Source organism: Gaetbulibacter sp. M235 (assembly GCF_043876835.1).
Classification (GTDB): Bacteria; Bacteroidota; Bacteroidia; order Flavobacteriales; family Flavobacteriaceae; genus Yeosuana.
In genome coordinates this window covers 45894-67773 of the sequence record NZ_JBAWJZ010000010.1, presented here as the reverse complement: position 1 = coordinate 67773, position 21880 = coordinate 45894, and the positions used below count along the sequence as shown (strand labels likewise).

At 33.5% G+C, this 21880-nt stretch carries 13 protein-coding genes; 12 read left to right on the top strand and 1 reads right to left on the bottom strand.

Translation table 11 applies throughout. The annotated features are described in order from the left end of the window. Positions 1-171 precede the first annotated feature (171 nt). The 5 genes from V8G69_RS14575 (at position 172) to V8G69_RS14555 (ending at position 6412) form a co-directional block, all read left to right on the top strand. The gene (locus V8G69_RS14575) at positions 172-1488 is read left to right on the top strand and encodes a TolC family protein (RefSeq protein WP_394882816.1); all 1317 of its coding nucleotides are present in this window, start codon (positions 172-174) and stop codon (positions 1486-1488) included. A gap of 5 nt (positions 1489-1493) precedes the next feature. Beyond that, positions 1494-2567, top strand: a complete 1074-nt coding sequence (locus tag V8G69_RS14570) for an efflux RND transporter periplasmic adaptor subunit (protein WP_394882815.1) — start codon at positions 1494-1496, stop codon at positions 2565-2567. A gap of 103 nt (positions 2568-2670) precedes the next feature. After that, on the top strand, positions 2671-5901 hold the full coding sequence (locus V8G69_RS14565; RefSeq protein ID WP_394882813.1) for an efflux RND transporter permease subunit: 3231 nt from the start codon (positions 2671-2673) through the stop codon (positions 5899-5901). 4 nt (positions 5902-5905) lie between these two features. Further along, the gene (locus V8G69_RS14560) at positions 5906-6211 is read left to right on the top strand and encodes a hypothetical protein (RefSeq protein ID WP_394882812.1); all 306 of its coding nucleotides are present in this window, start codon (positions 5906-5908) and stop codon (positions 6209-6211) included. A gap of 12 nt (positions 6212-6223) precedes the next feature. Continuing rightward, complete coding sequence (locus V8G69_RS14555) at positions 6224-6412, top strand: DUF2892 domain-containing protein (RefSeq protein ID WP_394882811.1); 189 nt, start codon at positions 6224-6226, stop codon at positions 6410-6412. Positions 6413-6469: 57 nt separating this feature from the next. Here the strand turns inward: V8G69_RS14555 and V8G69_RS14550 are convergent, their stop codons facing one another. Beyond that, complete coding sequence (locus V8G69_RS14550) at positions 6470-9319, bottom strand: two-component regulator propeller domain-containing protein (RefSeq protein WP_394882810.1); 2850 nt, start codon at positions 9317-9319, stop codon at positions 6470-6472. Positions 9320-9586: 267 nt separating this feature from the next. Here V8G69_RS14550 and V8G69_RS14545 point away from each other — a divergent pair, with 267 nt between their 5' ends. The 7 genes from V8G69_RS14545 to V8G69_RS14515 all read left to right on the top strand — a co-directional run bounded on the left by V8G69_RS14545 (position 9587) and on the right by V8G69_RS14515 (position 21865). Next, on the top strand, positions 9587-11368 hold the full coding sequence (locus tag V8G69_RS14545; RefSeq protein WP_394882809.1) for a T9SS type A sorting domain-containing protein: 1782 nt from the start codon (positions 9587-9589) through the stop codon (positions 11366-11368). 286 nt (positions 11369-11654) lie between these two features. Next, a complete protein-coding gene (locus tag V8G69_RS14540; protein ID WP_394882808.1) occupies positions 11655-14774 on the top strand; it encodes a SusC/RagA family TonB-linked outer membrane protein in 3120 nt (1039 codons plus the stop codon). Between the two features lie 12 nt (positions 14775-14786). Beyond that, the gene (locus V8G69_RS14535) at positions 14787-16325 is read left to right on the top strand and encodes a RagB/SusD family nutrient uptake outer membrane protein (protein ID WP_394882807.1); all 1539 of its coding nucleotides are present in this window, start codon (positions 14787-14789) and stop codon (positions 16323-16325) included. An 18-nt stretch (positions 16326-16343) separates the two neighbouring features. Then, positions 16344-17450, top strand: a complete 1107-nt coding sequence (locus V8G69_RS14530) for a PKD domain-containing protein (RefSeq protein ID WP_394882806.1) — start codon at positions 16344-16346, stop codon at positions 17448-17450. 47 nt (positions 17451-17497) lie between these two features. Then, a complete protein-coding gene (locus V8G69_RS14525; protein ID WP_394882805.1) occupies positions 17498-18376 on the top strand; it encodes a PKD domain-containing protein in 879 nt (292 codons plus the stop codon). 233 nt (positions 18377-18609) lie between these two features. After that, positions 18610-20358, top strand: coding sequence for a glycoside hydrolase family 30 beta sandwich domain-containing protein (locus V8G69_RS14520; protein ID WP_394882804.1), 1749 nt, complete (start codon positions 18610-18612; stop codon positions 20356-20358). 22 nt (positions 20359-20380) lie between these two features. Next, positions 20381-21865, top strand: a complete 1485-nt coding sequence (locus tag V8G69_RS14515) for a glycoside hydrolase family 30 beta sandwich domain-containing protein (protein ID WP_394882803.1) — start codon at positions 20381-20383, stop codon at positions 21863-21865. Positions 21866-21880 lie beyond the last annotated feature (15 nt).

The following is a 21880-nucleotide window of genomic DNA, read 5'->3' as shown; positions in this document are numbered from 1 at the left end:
ATTTCTATTAACATTTTTCAATCCTGTGATAAAAGTCATGTTTTTTTTCATTATCAATGCTTAACTTGAATAGTTATCACTTAAAAAAATCATTCTGCTTTACTAAGTAACATAGGTTACCGAAAAACTTTAAAAACACTTCTACTTTTGCCACGTTAAATAAATCAACAAATGAAAAATAACTTAAATATATTAACTTTTTGTTTTTTAAGTTTTGTTTCAATTCTTAATGCCCAAGAAATTATTCAAATTTCTAAAGCCGATGTTTTAGACAGAGTTTCAAAAGACAATCAAACCTTAAAAATCTCAAAAGAAGACTTTAATCAAGCCAGAGCTGATTACAGACAAACCAATGCCATTTTTTTACCAAACATTGCAGTTTCCCATACAGGTATTTCTACAACCAATCCTTTAATGGCATTTGGTTCAAAATTAAACCAGGAAATATTAACTGCTAACGATTTTAATCCGGCATTATTAAATAATCCAGATCAAACACAAAACTTTGCTACTAAAATTGAAGTAAAACAACCGTTAATTAACATGGATGGTTTTTACCAACGTAAAGCGGCAAAAAACAAAATGGAAGCCATGACTTTACAAACCGAAAGAACCAATGATTATCTGGTTTTTGAAGTAGACAAAGCTTACATGCAACTTCAGTTAGCTTACAAAGCTCTCGATGTTATTGAAAAAGCCCTTAAAGCTGCAGAATCAAACAAAGCATTGGCCGATAATAGTTTTAAACAAGGCTACTTACAAAAAGCCGATGTACTTGCAGTAGAAGTAAGAGTTACCGAAGTTAAGAATCAGTTACAAATGGCCAAGAGTAATGTTGAAAATGCTTCAAATTACATATCATTCCTTATGAACGATACGAGTAATGCCATACTAAAACCTTCAGATAGTTTAACCGTTAACAATTTTGATTTAGCGGTTGCGTCTCAAGTTTCTCCAGAACGCTCAGACATTAAAGCCATGCAATTAGCTTCAAATGCTTACGAAACCATGCACAAGGCAGATAAAATGACGTTTCTACCCACTTTAAATGCTTTTGGAAGTTATGAATTGTATGATGACAAAGTGTTTCAAGGTGATGCTAACGGTTATTTAGTTGGAGCCCAATTAAACTGGACCATTTTAGATGGAACTAAACGTTTTGGAAAATCCCAAAAAAGTAAAGCTGAATTTGAAAAGTCCAAACTTCAATACGAACAATATGTCTCTCAAAGTCAGTTAGAATTGAATAAAGCAAAACGCATGTTTATTGATGCTGAAAATAAATTGAAACTTTCAAAACTTGCTATGGAACAGTCTCACGAATCGTTGAGAATTAGAACAAACCGCTTTAAAGAAGGTTTAGAAAGAACATCAGACTTATTAATAGCTGAAACCCAATTTGCTCAAAAACAATTAGAGTATTACCAAACTATTTTTGAATATAATTATGCGCAAGCATACCTACAATTTTTAACTAAAGACAAATAAAAACCATGAAAAATAAATATACAATTACTTTTTTAGCTCTTACCCTTTTAGCATTTAGCTGTGGAAGTGATGAGAAAAAATTAATAGCAGATGATTCTCCTATTACTGTAAAAGTAAGTTCAATAAGTGAAAATGATAATAATCCATTTTTAACTGCCAGTGGAACCATTCAAGCTGTAAACAGCGCCAATTTAAGTACCCGCCTGATGGGATTTGTAACCAATATGCCCGTAAATGTTGGCGACAAAGTAAAAAAAGGGCAATTGCTCGTATCAATAAATAATTCAGATTTACAAGCAAAACTTTCACAAGTTAATGCCGGTATTGCCGAAGCTACCGCAGCTTTTACCAATGCTGAAAAGGATTATAACAGATATAAAAATTTGTTTTCAGAAAACAGTGCATCTCAAAAAGAATTTGACGACATAACTGCAAATTACAATATGGCCAAAGCCAGGTTGGAAGGTGCAAAACAAATGAAAAACGAAGTAGATGCTCAATTTGCATATGCCAATATTCGTGCTCCTTTTGATGGCGTTGTAACCGGAAAGTATATCAAAAATGGCGATATGGCAAACCCAGGAATGCCATTGATAGCTATGGAAGCTCCCGGAAAATTTGAAGTAATGGCAAGTGTTCCAGAAAGTGAAATTTCAAAAATTTCAAAAGGAACTTCTGTTAATGTTCAAGTAAAATCTATAAACAAAACAATAACAGGAAAAGTTACAGAATTGAGCAGTTCTGCAAAAAATACTGGTGGACAATACTTAGTAAAAGTAGCATTAGATGAAACAGATACTTCTATTTTGTCGGGCATGTTTGTTACTGTTCAATTTCCAATGAAGGCTCAGGAAAAATCTGAAATGGTTTTAATTCCTAAAGAAGCTATTGTAACAAAAGGTCAGCTTTATGGAGTTTATACCGTTAGCGAAAGTAATACTGCTTTGTTGCGATGGTTGCGCATTGGCAGAACCTTTGGAAATCAAGTAGAAGTGTTATCTGGTTTGTCATCAAACGAAAGTTATATTATTTCGGCTGATGGTAAATTGTTTAATGGTGCTAAAGTTAGTATTCAATAAAATAAATGCGTTAAGGATTGAGCCATTGTTGGAGCTCTTTTTTGTGATTGCACAAAAAAAGCGACTGGTGAAAGCCTGTTAAAACGCCTAAAAAGATATAATAATGCAAGAAGGAATTTCAGGTAAAATTGCACATTTTTTCATCAATTCAAAACTTACCATCCTATTGATGATTGGTTTGATGGTTATTGGTGTTTACAGTTCGTTTCTTATTCCAAGAGAAGAAGAGCCTCAAATAAATGTGCCTATGGCCGACGTGATGGTTGGCTACCCAGGAGCAAATCCGGGAGAAGTTGAAAGTAGGGTTATTAAACCTTTGGAAAAGATTATTTCTAACATTAAAGGTGTTGAACACATTCATAGTATGGCCATGAACGGACAAGCCGTTATGGTTGTTCAGTTTTATGTTGGTGAAGATACCGAACGCTCTTATGTAAAACTCTATGATGAGTTGATGAAACATGAAAACATGTTTCCTGAGGGTGTTTACAAACCTATTGTTAAAACACGATCTATCGACGATGTACCTATGCTTGGTTTAACACTATGGAGCGAAAACTACGATGATTTTCAATTACGACAAATTGGAGAAGAATTGACTTCGGAAATTGAAAAAGTTAAAGATGTTTCTATCACAAAAGTTATTGGCGGAAGAAACCGAGAATTGAAAGTAATTCTGGATAAAGATAAAATGTCTGGTAACGGTGTGGATGCTTTGGGAATTATGCAAATGATAAAGGCCAACAACAGCAGTTCGCAATCTGGTAGTTTTGTTAATAATGATACTGAATATTTAATTACAACTGGTCGTTTTTTAGAAACTAAAGAAGATGTTGAAAATTTAGTGATTGGTGTGAACCAAAACATGCCTGTTTACTTAAAACAAGTAGCAACAATTCAAGATGGACCATCATCACCAGAAAGTTATGTGTCTTTCGGTTTTGGTCAAGCTAACGATGGTTTTAAAAATTTCAAATCAGAATATCCAGCAGTTACCATTTCAATTTCCAAGGTTAAAGGTGCTGATGCCATGAAAATATCTGAAAAGATATTGACACATATTGATAGATTAAAATCAACTTTAATTCCGAATGATGTTCATATTGACGTGACACGTAATTATGGTGAAACAGCATCTGATAAAGTTGGAGAATTATTATTGCATTTAGGTGTTGCCATTTTAGCAGTAACCATTTTAGTAATGCTGGCCATGGGTTGGCGTGGTGGTTTGGTAGTATTCTTTTCAGTGCCATTAACCTTTGCTTTAACCTTGTTTGCCTACTATATGCTTGGTTATACATTGAACAGAATCACTTTATTCGCCTTAGTGTTTGTTGTAGGTATTGTTGTTGACGACAGTATAATTATTGCCGAAAATATGCACAGGCATTTTAAAATGAAGCGCCTGCCTTTTAAACAAGCTGCTATTTATGCCATAAACGAAGTTGGAAACCCTACCATTTTGGCCACTTTTACGGTAATCGCTGCAATTTTACCAATGGCGTTTGTATCGGGTATGATGGGACCTTATATGAGTCCAATGCCTATTGGAGCTTCTATTGCCATGATATTATCATTATTCGTAGCATTAACTGTGACACCTTATTTAGGATATCATTTGTTACAAGAAAAAGATGAACAAACCCATAAAGAAGATGACGGTTTAGAGACAAGCTGGATCTATAAAATCTACAAAAAAACTGAACAGCCATTTTTAAACAGTTCTAAAAAACGTAATGTTATGTTTGCCATAACAGCTTTATTGCTTTTAGGTTCAGTTCTTATGTTTTTCACCAAATCGGTTGCTGTAAAAATGCTTCCTTTTGATAATAAAAATGAATTTCAGGTAGTGATTGATATGCCTGAAGGCACTACTTTAGAAAGAACTGCGGTAGTTACTCAAGAAATTACCCAATATTTAAAAACAATTCCAGAAGTTATAGATTACCAAAACTATGTTGGAGCCTCTGCCCCTATTACATTTAATGGTTTGGTGCGCCATTACGATTTACGTGGAGGTAGCAATATGGCAGACATACAGGTAAATCTTCTGCATAAGGAAGACAGAAAGTTACAAAGCCATGATATCGCAAAAATTGTACGTCCTACCATTCAAAAAATTGCTAAAAAATATAATGCTAATGTAAAAATAGTTGAAGTTCCGCCAGGACCTCCAGTACTATCTACATTGGTTGCAGAGGTTTATGGACCAAATTATGATGAACAAGTAAAAGTTGCCCAACAAGTTAAAAGTATTTTAGAAAATACGGTTGACGTTGTAGATACAGACTGGATGGTTGAAGCAAATCAAGTTGAATATCGTTTAGAAATAGACAAGGAAAAAGCCATGCTTAATGGCATTGCTCCACAACAAGTAGTTGGAAATTTAACCTATTTACTTCAAGAATATCCTATTGCAAATTTATATGATGAAACATCAAACGATAATGTAAGCATTGTGCTTTCATTGGATGACAAAGACAAAACATCGCTTCAGGATATTCAAAATCTAAAAATTAAAGGAAATCGTGGAAACGTGATTCCTGTGAGCGATTTGGTTTCAGTTAAAAAAGAAACCTTAGAAAAAACCATTTACAGAAAAGATCAAAAACGTGTGGTTTACGTACTTGCCGATATGGCTGGAGCATTAGAAAGTCCTGTTTATGCCATTTTAGGAATGAATGAAAAATTGCAAAAAATTGAGCTTCCAAAGGGTTATAAAATCAATGAGTTATATATGGAGTCTCCTACCGAAGAAACAGATTTTACTGTAAAATGGGATGGTGAATGGCAAATAACCTTGGAAGTATTCCGTGATTTAGGAGCAGCCTTTTTAATTGTTATTGTTATTATCTACATGCTGATTGTTGGTTGGTTTCAAAACTTTAAAACGCCTTTGGTTATGATGGTTGCCATACCTCTTTCATTGGTTGGTATTGTATTAGGTCACTGGCTTTTAGGAGCATTTTTCACTGCAACATCTTTTATTGGTATGATTGCCTTAGCGGGTGTTATGGTAAGAAATTCGGTATTATTAATTGATTTTATCGAAATACGATTAAACGATGGCATTCCTTTAAAACAAGCAATTATTGATGCCGGTGCCGTAAGAACTACTCCTATTTTATTAACAACTGGAGCAGTTGTAATTGGTGCATCCATTATTTTATTCGACCCGATTTTTCAAGGTTTAGCAATTTCATTGGTAGCTGGTGCTATTGTTTCTACACTTCTTACTCTTATTGTGGTTCCATTAATTTATTATATCACTGAACGAAAAAAATGGGAGAAAGAAGATGTTATTGAAGAAAAAAAAGAAGAATTAAATACTTGATACTATGAAACTAGTTATAATTACCGCAATTAAAGAGTTTGAAAAAGACATTAAACTCCAACTAAAAAAAGCTGAAGTTACAAACTTTTCATACGGAGAAGTTATAGGTTTTCGAGATAGTACAGAAGATGCCATAGAATCTAATTGGTTTTCTAGTGAAATGAACCAAACTGAATCTATTGTGTTTTATGCCTTTGTGAAAAAAGAGAATGTTGATATGCTCTTCAACTTGATAAATAACTTTAACGATAATCAAAAAACAGTGTCAAAAATTCACGTAGCTGTTTTGAACATTGAAAAATCGAACTAAAAATAAAATAAAATGAAAAATAGAATTGTAAGAGGAATTGCAGGAAGCTTTATACTTATAAGTTTATTACTTGCTATTTATGTAAACCAAAACTGGTTATGGTTTACAGCCTTTGTAGGCGCTAATTTATTGCAATCCTCCTTAACGAAATGGTGTTTAATGGACACTATTTTGGAGAAAGTATTTAAGGTTAAAGACTAAGTTTTAATCTTAGAAAAGCACTTAAAAAAGCGGTTTGGCATTTAGTAAACCGCTTTTTTATTTTAAATCTTGCAAACTTAAATTTTCTAAAAACAAGGTAAGACTTTCTGAAGCAGGCAAATTAAGTTTTTTACGGATTCTATATCTGGCCGTTTCTACTCCTCGTGTAGAAATATTAAGTATATGTGAAATTTCTTTGTTTGTAAGGTTCATTTTAATCAGCGCACACAATCTCAATTCCCGTTGTGAAAAAGAGGCATCAATTTGTTTTAAATCCATAAAAAAATTGGTGTGGACTCTTTCAAAATTCACATCAAAAATTTCTAAATATTTATCTCCAATTTTATTTTGATTCAGCTTTTTGAAGATTTGAATGATTTTATTTTTAGACTCGCTGCTCTTAACAAGCTCTTTGAGTTGTTTTAAATCGTTGCTCAATTCTAAAAAGGCCTCCTTTCTTTTGCTTAACAAAAGGGTATAATTGGCCAGCTCTTTGCTTTTATCAATTAAGTCCATTTCTAAATGGTCTTTATCTTCTTTAATTTTTTGTTGTTCTATAGACAATTTAAGTTGCTCTAATTCTAGTTTAACTAATTTTTGATCTTTTAAAGTTTCTAGTTTTGTTTTTCTTTTCTCTCCTTCTATTTTTTTTAAAATAAGCCTATAAACAAAATACGTCAGAACAAAAAAACTTATAATGTATATAAAAAATGCAAAATTTGTTTGATACCATGTAGGAAGAATAGTAAAAGCATATGTAATTTCTTCTCCATCAATACCCGTATTGCTTTTGCTTTTTACTTTGAATACATATTTTCCATGTCTCAATTTTGTGTATTCCTTAAAAGGAAGAGAGACCCATTCTGACCAGCCATAATCTAAACCATCTAGAAAATAACTATACTGAACATCATTATATGGAGATATTTTTGGAGCACTAAATTCAAATCTTAAAATATCTGAGTCATTTGGGAATTCAATATTCCCATCAGAGTTAATTGGGGCAAAATTTTTAATCTGATCTTTTATATAACTTATATTATTAAAAACCGTATAAGCTTTTTGATTATTGTTATTATTAATATCGTATAAAAACATGCCTTTACTTGAGCCAAAAAAGACATAATTCCTATAAGGTAAAACACATTCCATTCCTTTATTAAAACTTCCTTTAAGATTTAAAAATGGAAGGGTTACAAATTGCTTGTTCTCATCATCATTTAAAAAATAGCCTGCTTCGTCGTCTTGAACAAACCATGTTTTTTCTTTAGTATATAATAATTTTCTGGTGTTTTTTGTAGGATCTAAAATCTTATTTAAAATATCATCCGGAATAAATGTTTTTGAATCTTTGTCAAAAATATAAATGCCATTGTTAGTTGTAAAAACAATACGTCCATTATAATTCACAACATTGATATTAAAAGGCGACTTAAAACCATTATTTGTTGTAAAATGCTCAACAGATTCAACACGTGTAAAGTCAGAATTAATAAGAACCTTATAAACTCCTTTATAACCATGACAAATCCAATATGTATTAGGGTCCTCAGCTTCAATAATATCGCGGGTTGATTCATCAAATCCATCAATTTTATGTTTTAACACCCAATTAGACTGCTCTTTTGCCAGTAAAAACAAGCCATTATAGCTTGAAGCCAAGAATAAATTCCGTTTGCTTTTTATTGGGGTGATTTTCCAAAAACCTGTTCTATTGTCATAAACAGGTTTCAATTTATTATTGCCCAAAACAAACAATCCATCATTATGGCCTACTATAATATCATCATCTACCTTATTCAAGGACCAGGCCTGACCAGGCAAGTCTTCAATCAAGTTAATTTTAAAAACAGAAGTATCAAACCCATTTAAGTAATATACGCCTTCATTGGTTGCCAGATAGATAGTTTTGTTTTCAATCAATATATCATAAACCGAGGCATTATCAAAAAGATTGGAATATTGTGAATTAAAATTTAAACATGAAACACCATTGTTGTGCAAAACCCAAATGTTATTCGATTTTAATTTATAAAAATTATGAATTGCTGTGTTCTTGATGTTTGAAAATGAAATATTACTTCTCTGTGTACTACCATCTTTCCTTAACTCAATAATTTTGGAACTTAAGGTTCCTAAAAGAAATGTAGAGTCATTTTTTTGAATTCCACAATTTATTGGATCTATGTGGCCTTTTTCAAAAAGCTCAATTTTCTTAATAATTTTTTTTGTTATTAAATTTGCTAAAAATATGTTTCCTTCTTTGGTCACCAAAAACACTTCTTGGTCATTTACTTTAAAAACTGCCGAAATAACTTCATTTTCATAACTATCAGGTGCAAAAACCAATGTTATTCTGTTTGCTTCTTTATTCAACAAGTAAACTCCAGTGTTAGCATCTTGAACGATCAAATTGTCGCCGATTTCTTTCGAATAAAGAAATGCTTGATTTGCTTTAAAATGGGTAACGGATTTCCCAACTATTACCAACAATTCTCTAAACGACCTATATACTACTTTACCATTAAAAGAATGTATTTGCCAATTATTCTCGAGATTAGTACCTTCTAAATGAAGTTCATTTACAAGAGAGACATAATTATAATCTCCATGAAAATCCTTTTTCAATACACCCAGCTCATTATATCCCCCAACCCAAACAGTCCCATTATCATCTACCATTAAACTTCTTACAGATGAATTATTGGGAAGCAAGATTTTTTTCCAATATTCTCCATCAAAAACAATAATTCCTTCGTTATTTCCAAAAATCAAAAGCCCATCTTCATCTTCACACATCGTCCAAAACTGAGAATCAGATTTAAAATCATTTTTATCATAGTTTATAGTCTCAGTAACCGAAGATTTTATCTTATCTAACAAAGAAGAGTCTATTTGTCCTTGCATATAAGAATACATAAAGAGCAAAACAATATAATACCATCTAAAAGCCAAAGGATGAAATTTTAATATATAAAACAATACCTAAAGATAATGATTTTTTTTAATCATAAAGCACTATTTATTAAGTAAATAAGAATTAAAAAAGTATAATTGACGTAATATACTTAACTCACACGATGTAATTAAAGTGTATGCAATAAATATGAGCTAAAATTATTATATTATAAATTTAGCCTATTCTTTTTTAACAAAAAACTAAATTAAATTTTTATGAAAACAAAATTACACTTATTACTAATTGCTATATTATTTGGATATAGTATGAATGCACAGGTAGTAACTATTACAGGAAATGGAACTGGTGGCTGGGTTCAGCCAGGCAATGTAGTTCTAGACGATTTAGGCGGTGGCCTATACTCTAAAGCTGGAGTAAAAATATTAGGTACTGGAGGAGATAGTTCTGCAATAAAATTTTCAGAAGATGGTTCTTGGGGCACAACAGGTGGTTATGATCCAAATATATCTGTTGGATGGCCCAATGGAACTGTAATCCTCGGTGGAGGTACTGATATTCCAGCGGAGCCAGGTTTTTGGGATGTAACTTATAATAGCACGACCAAAGAATATACATTTGTTGCAGGTGTAGATCCTAATAGAAGTATTGTTTTTTCGGGAGCAGGATTGCCTGGTGATGTCAATTTAAATACCACAAATAATCAAGATTACTCAGTAGAAAGTGTATCATTTGCAACAGGAGGAAATGGAGCGTTTGTAGAAGTTGCAAGCCCTATTAATCCTACACCAACAGCTAATTGGTCAAGTGTTGATTTTCCATCTGGTGTAGGCACTCAAGACGGCACACTCATTCCGGTTGCCCCAGGAAACTATTTTATATTTTTCGATGCCAATTCTGGTGCTTATGATTTTGTTGGTACTACAGTAAGTATAATTGGAGGTTTTGCTCAAAGTAATTGGGCTACTGATATAGACATGGAAACAACCGATAATATTATTTATACACTTTCTGGTTATACATTTGCTGCTGCTAGTGATTTAAAATTTAGAGATAATCATAGTTGGAGTAATAATTTTGGAGCATCTTCAGTTAATGATTTTCCTACAGGAACAGCCGCACCTGATTGTTGCGAACTTAGCAATATTCATTTTACTGCGGGTACTTACAACATTACTTTTAATAGAATTACATTAGAATATAGCTTTGAGAGCCTAAATGCCAATGTTGAATATGTAGGAACTACTTCTACACCAGCTACAATATCATTAGGCACTACCGATGGAACAAATTATACAGGACAAGAACTATCTTTTGCAGGTGCTGGTAGTGGCGATTTTAACGAAGTAGCAAGCATTCTAAACCCAGGGCCTACCTTTTTCACTTGGCCTGCTGTTACATCACCTGCTTCAGGTTTTTGGAATGTAGCAGTAGATATCTCTACAGGAGTTAATAGTTTTACTCCAACTGTAGTTGGTTTAATTGGAGATTTTTCAGCAAGTAACTGGGGTACAGACATTGACTTCACTTCTGTTGATGGAGTTAATTACACTTTAGACGGTGTTGTTTTTGATAAAGCTGGTCGTCGTAATTTTAAAATTAGAGATAACCACAGTTGGAGTGTTCAATTTGGACATGATACCTCTATCCCAGATCCTGGTACAAGTCCTTTGTCAGGAACTTTAACAAATACAGCTACTCAAGATATGTGGTTAGAGCCTGGAACATACAACTTTACTTTTAACAGAGTTACATTTGCATATACAATCTCTGATGCTACTTTAGCAGTAAATAAATTTGAAGTAAGTAAGTTCTCTGTTTATCCAAACCCAACCCATGATACTTGGAAATTTGTTTCAAAAAACAATGATAAAATATCTTCTTTAAGTATTATAGATATTTTAGGTAAAACGGTAATGAGCATAAAAGCTTCATCTAAAGAGGTTTCAGTTAACGCTTCTTCTTTATCAAAAGGAATGTATTTTGCAAAAGTATCTTCTGGTGATTCAGTTCAAACTTTTAAGCTTCTTAAAAACTAATAATAGCTTAAAACAAATCCCCATCTGCTAATTTTCAGATGGGGATTTATTCTTTAAACTGTAAGATATGTTAAATTATTGTTTTTTGATAAAAAACAGTAAATAAAATTGTTGCATTCTCCTTAATGTATAGGGCTAAATATTTTGTAAAACATTAAAAATAAGTGTATTAACATTTTTATTCGCTTATAAAATGCTACGCGAGGTGTTTAAACAATACATTCTCGTAAACAATAAAAAACTACTCCAAATTATATTACAAATAAATTAATAAAAAAATTAAAAAATGAAATTTACAAAATTGCTTATTTTTTGTTTTTTGTCTTCACTCTTTTCAGTTCATGGATTCGCACAAGATGCAAACATAACTGGAGAGGTTTTAGGTGAAGACGGTATACCAATTCCTGGTGTGACTATTTTGGTTAAAGGAACTTCTAGTGGTACTACTACAGATTTTGATGGAAACTATCAAATTGTCGCTTCATCAAAAGGCACATTAATATTTAGCTATATTGGCTATGCAACTATTGAAGAACCTATTAACGGAAGAACTAGAATTGACATTAAACTACGCCCTGAACTTCAAAGTTTGGATGAAGTTGTGGTTGTAGGGTATGGCTCTCAAAAGAAAAGTGTAGTTACCGGTGCTATTTCCAGCATAAAAACAAAAGACCTCGAAAATGTTCCAAATGGACGTATCGAACAAGCTTTGCAAGGAAGGGTTTCCGGTTTAACTATTGCAGCAAATGCAGGACAACCAGGTTCGTCCTCTACAATAAGAATTAGAGGTATAACTACTTTTTCTGAAGGAGGAAACGATCCGCTTTGGGTTGTTGATGGCGTTGTAGTTGACAACGGCGGAATTGGATATCTGAACCAATCAGATATAGAGTCTATTGAAGTGCTTAAAGATGCAGCTTCATTGGCAATTTATGGTTCTAGATCTGCTGGAGGAGTTATCTTGGTAACTACTAAAAAAGGGAAATCTGGGAAAATAAGTGTTAATTATACTGGATTTACGGGAGTGTCCGGCCCAGAAAAAACATTAGAATTGTTAAATGCAACACAATACGGTTCATTACAGAATGAACAATCTGTTAATGGTGGAGGAGATATTCTCTATCCTAATCTAACCGAATTGGGTAAAGGCACCGATTGGCAGAAAGCTATTTTCAGCAATAATGCTAGGCGGTATTCACACGAAATAAATTTTAGTGGTGGCAACGATGTTTCATCATTTTATATGTCATTTGGTGTTCAAGACCAACAAGGTATTGTAACTCCTGAAATTTCAAATTTTAATAAAAAGAATATTCGTCTTAACTCTACCCACAAAATTTCCAAATACTTTACTCTTGGAGAAACTATAGGATACTCTCATCAAAAAACACAAGGAATTGGAAACACGAATGCGGAGCAAGGAGGACCTTTAAGTTCTGCTATTCATTTAGATCCCACTACGCCATTAGTAGAAACAGATCCTGATAAATTAAATAATGTCCCTTATGTTGGGAGGACTGATCTTATAAGAGATGAAAATGGGAATCCCTATGGCCTTTCCAGTTTAGTACAAAATAACATGACCAACCCATTGGCTTATGTTAAAACAAGGCTAGGAAACTACAATTGGTCTGATGACTTTGTTGGGAATATGTACTTAGAAATTGCTCCTATAGAAGGATTAAAAATAAGATCCACTTTTGGAGCTAAATTAGCGTATTGGGGTTCTGAAAATTTTACACCAAAATTCTACCTTAATTCCAATACCATTTCTACTGCAAACAGCCTAAATATAAGTACCAATAGGAATTTTGGTTGGAATAATGAAAATATAATTTCTTATACTAGAGAAATTGAGAATCATAATTTTACCGTGTTATTGGGGCAAGGTACTTATGTTGATAATCAGATTACAGGTACAAGTGTTACTTATTCAGGTTTACCTACATCGGATTATAGAGAGGCATCAGTTAATTTTGATATTCTTGAAGAAAATAAAACGGCATCAGCATATTCTAATAAACCTCACCATCTTACTTCTTTATTTGCAAGATTAAATTATGATTATAAAGAGAAATATTTATTAACTGGTGTTGTTCGTCGTGATGGCTCTTCAAAATTTGGACCAAATAACAAATATGGCGTTTTCCCTTCTATTTCGTTAGGATGGGTAGTTACAAAAGAGGGTTTTTGGAAAGAAAACGATGTATTGAACTCATTGAAAATTAGAACAGGTTATGGTGTGACTGGTAATGATAATATAAGAGATGATGGTTACAAGGCACTTATTGACGATGGCAGAAACTATCCTTTTGGGCCAGATGGCAACATTCTGGTTGGGAACAGTCCAGCAGCTCCATCTAATCCAGACTTAAAATGGGAAGAAACCATACAAACCGACATCGGGATTGATGCACGATTGATTAACAATACAGTAAATTTGACCGTGGATGTTTATAAGAAAAAAACTACTGGCATTTTACAAGAAGTGGATATTCCTACTTTTATTGGAGCTTCAGCAAGACCGGTAGGAAATGTTGCCGATATGGAAAACCGTGGAATTGAACTTGAATTAGGTTATAACAAAAAATTTGGAGAGCTTAATTTTAAAATTAGTGCTAACGGTTCTTATATAGAAAATGAGGTTACTTATTTAGGTGATGGTAAAACTTTTATTAATTCGGGACCAGGTTTTCAAACTATTGGAGCTTTAACCAGATCAGAAGTAGGACAATCCAGAAACTCATTTTATGGTTTTAAAACAGCAGGTATTTTTCAAAATCAAGCAGAAATAAATGCTTATACAAATGATACGGGAGGATTAATTCAACCACTTGCCAAACCTGGTGATTTTCGTTGGGTTGATACAAATGGTGATGGAACAATAACTGATGCTGATAAACAATATTTAGGGCTTACGCTTCCAAAATACACTTTTGGGTTTAATTTCAATATCGATTATAAAGGATTTGATTTGGGAATCTTCATGCAAGGAGCTGCTGGCAATAAAATTTTCCAAGGTCTAAGAAGAATCGATATTGGAACTGGAGCTAATTTTCAAACGGCTGCATTAGGTCGTTGGGCAGGTGAAGGAACTTCAAATACGTATCCTCGTCTTACTACCAATGATACCAACTTGAATTTTTCTAGGGTATCCGATTTTTATCTTGAAAAAGGAGATTATTTAAGATTTAAATTACTTACTCTAGGCTATTCTTTACCAACTAAAGCTATTAGTACTATAGGAGCCAGTAAAGTGAGAATTTATGTGCAGGGAGAAAATTTGATAACCTTTACAAAATATTCAGGATATGATCCAGAAATTGGAGGAAGTACAATGGGTATAGATAGAGGATATTATCCTCAGGCACAAACCTTTATGTTAGGTGTTAATTTACAATTTTAATAATAAATAACTATGAAAACAATAAACAGTACAAATTTATTTATTGCGGGAGTAATGATGATTTTGTTGGTTTCCTGTAGTGAAGATTTTTTAGAAGTAAAATCCAAAGGAACAGCTCTCGAAGATAATTATTATAAAAATGAAAGTGAAGCTACTTCTGCTCTTGTCGCCGTATATGATATCATGAATGTAAATTCTAGCTCCTTTGCTAACATAATTACTTTTATGAATGCAGGATCAGATGATAATTTTGGAGGAGGAGGTCCTGGGGAAGGAAGTAACACCATCGCACAATTCTCAAGCTTTAATGTAAATCCTATAAACATGAATGATGCAGGGGCATCTGGTCTTTGGAGCAATCATTTTCAAGGTATATTCAGAGCCAATACGTTATTGCAAAAGTTACCAGAAATTCCTATGGATGCCAATTTGAAAACACGATATGCAGCAGAGTGTAAAGCCATGCGGGCTTACTATCATTTTAATTTGGTAAGAATGTTTGGTAATATTCCTCTTTTAACTACTACAATTACCCCTACAGATGCTCTAACGTATCCTCAATCGCCACCAGAAGAAGTATATGCACAAATTGAGCTAGATTTGATTGATGCCATTGACGGATTGCCATCTACCATTAACATTGATACTGAAGGCGGACGTTGGACAAAAGGTGCTGCCCAAGCAATGCTTGGAAAAGTATATCTCTATCAAAAAAAGAATGCAGAGGCAGCAGCACAATTGGCAATAGTAAACGGCCCGAACTCAGGAATGGTTTTTTCAAGTCCTTATGGGTATAAATTGTTGAATAATTTTAGTGATCTCTGGGTTTTTACAAATAAATTTAATTCAGAATGCATCCTTTCAGATAGTCATAGTAGCGCAGGAAATGCGACTTGGGGAGGTGTTAGCTGGGGAACCGAAGGGAATATTCTAAATGTCATGACAGGTATTAGAGGTTATACGAGAGCAGCTAATTCAACCGCACCAGATTATTATTCTGGTGGTTGGGGATATAATACCGTTACCCAAGATTTATATGATATTTTAAAAGGTGATCCCCGTTTTGACGCCACGATTATTGATGCGAAAGCATTGATGGCCTCTGGTCAAATAGAGGGTTATACGGTTGGTGTTCAAGATACAGGTTACTTTATGGCTAAGTTTGCCCCAAAAAATTCAGATGTTACACCAGTTGCATCAGCTGCACAAGAATTAAATTTTAAGCAAAACACGTATATCATCAGATTAGCAGATACGTATCTCATGGAAGCAGAAGCTTTAGGAGGTTCAGGAGCCAGAGCTCAGGCATTATTGGATGCCGTTAGAGCAAGAGTAGGATTGTCATCTGTTCCCGTATCATTAGATGCTATTGCACTTGAACGTAGAAAAGAATTGGCTTGCGAAGGTCACCGTTTCTTTGATCTTGTAAGAACAGGAAAAGCCGCCACTGTTTTAGCGAGCAGAGGATTTGTTGCTGGTAAAAATGAAATTTTGCCAATACCCTTTAGAGACTTAGAAAATTCGGTGTTGGAACAAAATCCTGGGTATTAATAATTATAATTTAAAATGATGAAAAAAATAAATATAATACTAAGCTTTCTAGTAATACTTACTACTGCAATAAGTTGTAGTATTCCTGATGGAATCAGTCAAGATTTAACATTAAACAAGACAGATAGCCCTACTGATGTGGCTTCTCTTTTTGATATTACCAATGATAATTCTGGAAAAGTTACTATTACGCCTAGTGCATCTGGTGCAGGTACCTATTCAGTTTATTTTGGGGATGACACATCTAATCCGGCATTAGTACAATTTGGGGCTAATGTTAGCCATCTGTATAAAGAAGGAAATTATACGGTAAAAGTGGTTGCAAATGGCCTTAATGGAGTAAATACAGAGAAAACATTTCCTTTATCAGTAATTTTTAGAGCTCCTGAGAATTTGACTGTAACTTTTACTAAAACGGCACATAACTTAAAAGTAAAAGCCAATGCTATATATGCGGCTTCATATTTGGTGTATTTTGGAGACGTAGGACCTGATGAAGTAGGAACTCCTTTAGCTGCAGCTGCCGAAGTTTCTCATACTTACACAGCTGCGGGAACCTATAATGTTAAAGTAGTTGCCTTAAGTGGCGGAATAGCACAAACTGAAAAAACAACAGAAGTTGTTATTACTGACGCATTCGAATTACCAATTACTTTTGATAATCCTAATGTTGCTTATTCTTTTGTAACTTCTGGTTTGTCCTTCCAAAAAGTAGCTAATCCCAATATATCTGGTATTAATACAAGTGATATGGTAGGTAAAATTTTCAAGGTTGTAGGGTCCCCAGCAAATTCTTCCAGCACAAGCACATTAGATTATCCTATAGATTTTTCTACTGGAAATAAAATAAGAGTCTTGGTTTATACTACTTCCTCTTCCAATATTGGCAAGAAATTAAATGTGGAATTGCAATCGGCAGTTGGAGGTACACCTGCTAATGGTGTAGCAATTTTAAAGGTACCATTGACTACGTCAGGCTCCTGGGAAGAGTTGGTATTTGATTTTAGTACTATTCCAGGAATTCCTGCTAATGCAAAATTCAATCAACTTGTTTTTAGATTTAATGATAGTACAACCGGAAGAAGCGAAACTTTCTATATTGATAATATTAGATTAACTAATTAGAGAGTCAGTTAAAATAGAAAGTATTAATTTAATAAAATATATAAATCATGAAAAAAGTGAAAATAAGTTTCAACTTAATGCTTACTATTGTAACAGCATTGGGTTTTTTATCTGCATGCCAACCTGATGACGTAGGTAGTGGCAATGGTATTTTAGGCCCTGAATTGGATGCCTCATTTACAGTGACTGCAGTGGCAAATCAAACAAATACTTTTACCTTAAAAGCAGTCGCTACTAATTATATTGGTTCAAAATGGGATTTTGGTAAAGGCGGAGGAACGACTACAGGTAAATCCGAAGAAACCGTATCGTATCCAGACAAAGGAACCTATACTGTTACACACACAGCGGTTGGAATAGGTGGACAATCTTATTCTTCTTCACAAGATATTATTGTGGATACTTCAGATCCAATTGCAGGGAATATAATACAAGGAGGAAAATTTGAAAGTGCAGACGACTGGAGTAAATGGAATATCTTAAATATTACCCCAGTTTCTGGATCAGCTTTTTGGGCTTTCACTCCAGGTAGTGCAACTGTCAGCTTTCCAGACCCTGGTAATCAAGCCATTTATCAAGCCATAGATGTCGATGCGGATACAAATTATAGTATTGATATGCAGGTATCTTCACCTAATGGAATTAATTTAATGTGGTTTGAAGTGTATTGTTTACCTCAAGTACCAGCACAAGGTAGCGATTACGGGAACGTAGGTGCAGAAGGTGTATGGGGTTTAAATTATTGGGTTGGTTGCGGAAGGACTCCTTTTAACGGATTGCTCAGTGATTTAAGTTGTGTAGGAAAATTTCATGGAATAGTCTCTTTTCCTACAAGTGGAACCGTTTATTTAGTTATTAAAGCTGGTTGTCAAATTAGTGGAAATACTGTAACGATCAAGAATGTTGAAATGAGAAGGATTTCTTAATTAAAGGATTATGATTTTTTTAGCTGGATGAATTAATGGTTGAAAATAAAGGAATTATTTTTATCTTCTTTAATAAGAGTAGCATGCATTTTTAATCACTCATATTTTTGATTTTTAATTGCAAAAAAAATGAAATTATGCTGGAGCTATAAAAAAATTCATTAGTTACACTTTCGAATTAGACTATGTTAAAGTATTCCAAATCAAAAAATAAAATAATATTGAAAAATTCTATGAAAATTATATTCTTAACAAGCCTTTTGATTGTATTTTCGAAATGTTCTAATTCAAACCAAGAAATAATTCCTCCATCAACAAGTAATCCAATTGTAAGTATTTCTAGCTTTCCGGTTACTGAGGGTTATGATGTGATATTTACCATAACTTTGAGTCATCAAAGTGCAGAAGCAACAATAGTTAATGTTAAAACAACAGATGGTTCAGCAAATTTATCAGATTATTCACCAATATCTACTACAATCACAATTGCTGCTGGGAAAACAACAGCGACCGTCAATGTAGTCACTAATAGTGATTCGTTAGCTGAAAGTACTGAAACGTTTACTTTAACTGGAACTGTAACTTCAAACAACACTTCAAATACAACTCCAATAATTTCAACAGGGACGATATTAGATAATGGAATTGTTGCAAGTGACGTTGATTTTTGGCTAACAAAAGGAGACCAATCTGTAAAAATTCAAAAGCAAAATAGTAATCTTAATTTTAATAGTAGCAATAATAGTTATCCAAATATTGAGATAGATGAGTCTCAAAGTTATCAATCAGTTGAAGGGTTTGGTTTTACACTAACTGGTGGAAGTGCGCAAGTTATTAATTCATTAAGTCCCGAGAAAAAACAAGAATTATTGCAAACCCTCTTTGGGTATAACAACAATTCCATTTCCATCAGTTATTTAAGAGTTAGTATAGGGGCATCAGATTTGGACGCAACAACATTTTCTTATGATGATTTAGTGGTAGGTGAAACAGATATTAACTTAACAAAATTTAGTTTAGATCCAGACAAACAGCATTTAATACCTCTTTTAAAAGAAATTTTAAGCATTAATCCAAACATTAAAATATTAGGAAGCCCTTGGTCTCCTCCTGTTTGGATGAAAGATAACAACAGTACCATTGGAGGCAGTTTACAGCCACAATATTACAGTGTGTATGCAAACTATTTTGTAAAATATATTGAAAAAATGAAAGGGGAAGGCATTACTATTGATGCCATAACTCCACAAAACGAACCATTACATCCTGGCAATAACCCAAGCATGTTAATGTTGGCGCCAGATCAAGCAAATTTTATTAAAAACCATCTAGGTCCTGCATTTAAAGCAGCCAATATCAACACTAAAATTATAATTTACGACCACAACTGTGATAAACCAGATTATCCCATTTCAATTTTAAATGATCCTGGTGCAAAAGCTTTTATTACAGGTTCAGCATTTCATTTATATGCAGGGGATATTAGTGCTTTAACAACGGTTCATTCAGCACATCCGGATAAGGATGTTTATTTTACAGAGCAGTACACGTCCAGCAGCGGAACCTTTAGTGGTGATTTAAAATGGCATTTAAAAAATGTTATTATTGGTTCAATGCGTAACTGGAGTAAGATTGCTCTTGAGTGGAACTTGGCAAACAATCCTTCTTTTGAACCTCATACCTCAGGTGGTTGCACAACATGTAAAGGAGCGGTTACTATAAACAGTAGTAATTCATATACACTAAACGTTGGTTATTACATTATTGGTCATGCCTCAAAATTTGTTCCTGCTGGTTCAATAAGAATTACTAGTAATTTAAAAGGGAATTTAAATAATGTTGCTTTTAAAACACCTAATGGAAAAATTGTTTTGATAGTAGAAAATGACGGAAATTCTTCAGAAATATTTAATATAAAACACAAGGGTAAGTGGATAACTGTATCTTTAGATGGAGGTTCTATTGGTACTTTTATTTGGTAAAAAAGCTCAAATTTATATAAACATGAAAAATATAACATTGGTATTACTTTTAATAATAACATTTTTTGGATGTGAACAGAAAAAAAATGTTATTGAAACAGTTAAAACAACAAAGGAACCTTTTAACCTAAAAGAGAAAAAAATAACTGTTTACACAACGGCCCATAATTCTGATTTAAAATTATCTTTAAGCAATGCCCCAGTTGAGTTTAAAGATTTTAAACAGCCTTTGGAAACAGAATCGGCTATTAATGTAAACCCAAGCAAACAATTCCAGACTTTTATGGGTATTGGAGCTGCGTTAACCGATGCATCTGCTGAAACATTTTATAAGTTACCAAAAGAAAAGCAAGACCAATTTATGGAGGCCTATTTTAGTGCTGATAAGGGCATTGGTTATACGTTGGCTAGAACCCACATCCATAGCTGTGATTTTTCAAGTGAAAGTTACACTTATGTTGAAGAAGGTGATGCAGAGCTAAAAACATTTAATATAGAGCACGACAAGACCTATAGAATTCCGTTTACAAAAAAAGCCATCGAAGCAGCCGGAGGAACATTGAACTTATATGCAAGTCCTTGGAGCCCTCCCGCATTCATGAAAACCAATGGTGATATGCTTCATGGGGGTAAACTGTCTCCAGATTTTTATCAACCCTGGGCTAATTACTATGCTAAATTCATAAAAGCATACGAAAAAGAAGGTATCCCTATTTGGGGTCTAACAGTTCAAAATGAACCAATGGCTGTGCAACGTTGGGAATCTTGTATTTACACTGCTGAAGATGAGCGTGATTTTTTAAAAAATTATTTAGGTCCAACTTTGGAAAAAGAAGGTTTGGGAGATAAACACATTATAGTCTGGGATCATAACCGAGATTTATTATTTGAAAGAGCTAACATCATTTTAAATGATCCTGAAGCCGCAAAATATGTATGGGGAACAGGATTTCACTGGTATGAAGATTGGAAAGATGGAACTCCCATGTATGATGCCGTAAAACGGGTTCAAGAAGCCTACCCTGATAAAAATTTAATCTTTACAGAAGGCTGCAATGAAAAATATGATCTTGTCAGAATAGAAAATGAAGACCCTAAATTGGCCGAACGCTACGGAAAATCTATGATTAATGATTTTAACAATGGTGTTGTAGCATGGACTGACTGGAACATTCTCTTAGACGAAACAGGAGGGCCAAACCACGTGGGTAATTTATGCTTTTCTCCAGTTCATGGCAATACACAAACAGGTGAGTTGACTTTTACTAATTCATACTACTACATTGGTCATTTTTCAAAGTTTGTTCGTCCGGGAGCTAAAAGAATCAGTAGTGCATCCAGCACAAACAATTTATTAACTACCGCTTTTGAGAATCAAGATAAAAGTATTGTTATAGTTGTAATGAACATTAGTGACCAAATGATAGATTACAGTTTAACCATACAATCAAAAACAGCTCAATTAAACACATTGCCACATACTATGCAAACTATACTATTAAATTAAGGGCCAAGACCCTAA

Excerpts from the sequence above, each read along its gene's own strand:
- V8G69_RS14575 (WP_394882816.1), top strand. The coding sequence starts at position 172 with ATGAAAAATAACTTAAATATATTAACTTTTTGTTTTTTAAGTTTTGTT.
- V8G69_RS14570 (WP_394882815.1), top strand. The coding sequence starts at position 1,494 with ATGAAAAATAAATATACAATTACTTTTTTAGCTCTTACCCTTTTAGCA.
- V8G69_RS14565 (WP_394882813.1), top strand. The coding sequence starts at position 2,671 with ATGCAAGAAGGAATTTCAGGTAAAATTGCACATTTTTTCATCAATTCA.
- V8G69_RS14560 (WP_394882812.1), top strand. The coding sequence starts at position 5,906 with ATGAAACTAGTTATAATTACCGCAATTAAAGAGTTTGAAAAAGACATT.
- V8G69_RS14555 (WP_394882811.1), top strand. The coding sequence starts at position 6,224 with ATGAAAAATAGAATTGTAAGAGGAATTGCAGGAAGCTTTATACTTATA.
- V8G69_RS14550 (WP_394882810.1), bottom strand. The coding sequence starts at position 9,319 with ATGCAAGGACAAATAGACTCTTCTTTGTTAGATAAGATAAAATCTTCG.
- V8G69_RS14545 (WP_394882809.1), top strand. The coding sequence starts at position 9,587 with ATGAAAACAAAATTACACTTATTACTAATTGCTATATTATTTGGATAT.
- V8G69_RS14540 (WP_394882808.1), top strand. The coding sequence starts at position 11,655 with ATGAAATTTACAAAATTGCTTATTTTTTGTTTTTTGTCTTCACTCTTT.
- V8G69_RS14535 (WP_394882807.1), top strand. The coding sequence starts at position 14,787 with ATGAAAACAATAAACAGTACAAATTTATTTATTGCGGGAGTAATGATG.
- V8G69_RS14530 (WP_394882806.1), top strand. The coding sequence starts at position 16,344 with ATGAAAAAAATAAATATAATACTAAGCTTTCTAGTAATACTTACTACT.
- V8G69_RS14525 (WP_394882805.1), top strand. The coding sequence starts at position 17,498 with ATGAAAAAAGTGAAAATAAGTTTCAACTTAATGCTTACTATTGTAACA.
- V8G69_RS14520 (WP_394882804.1), top strand. The coding sequence starts at position 18,610 with ATGAAAATTATATTCTTAACAAGCCTTTTGATTGTATTTTCGAAATGT.
- V8G69_RS14515 (WP_394882803.1), top strand. The coding sequence starts at position 20,381 with ATGAAAAATATAACATTGGTATTACTTTTAATAATAACATTTTTTGGA.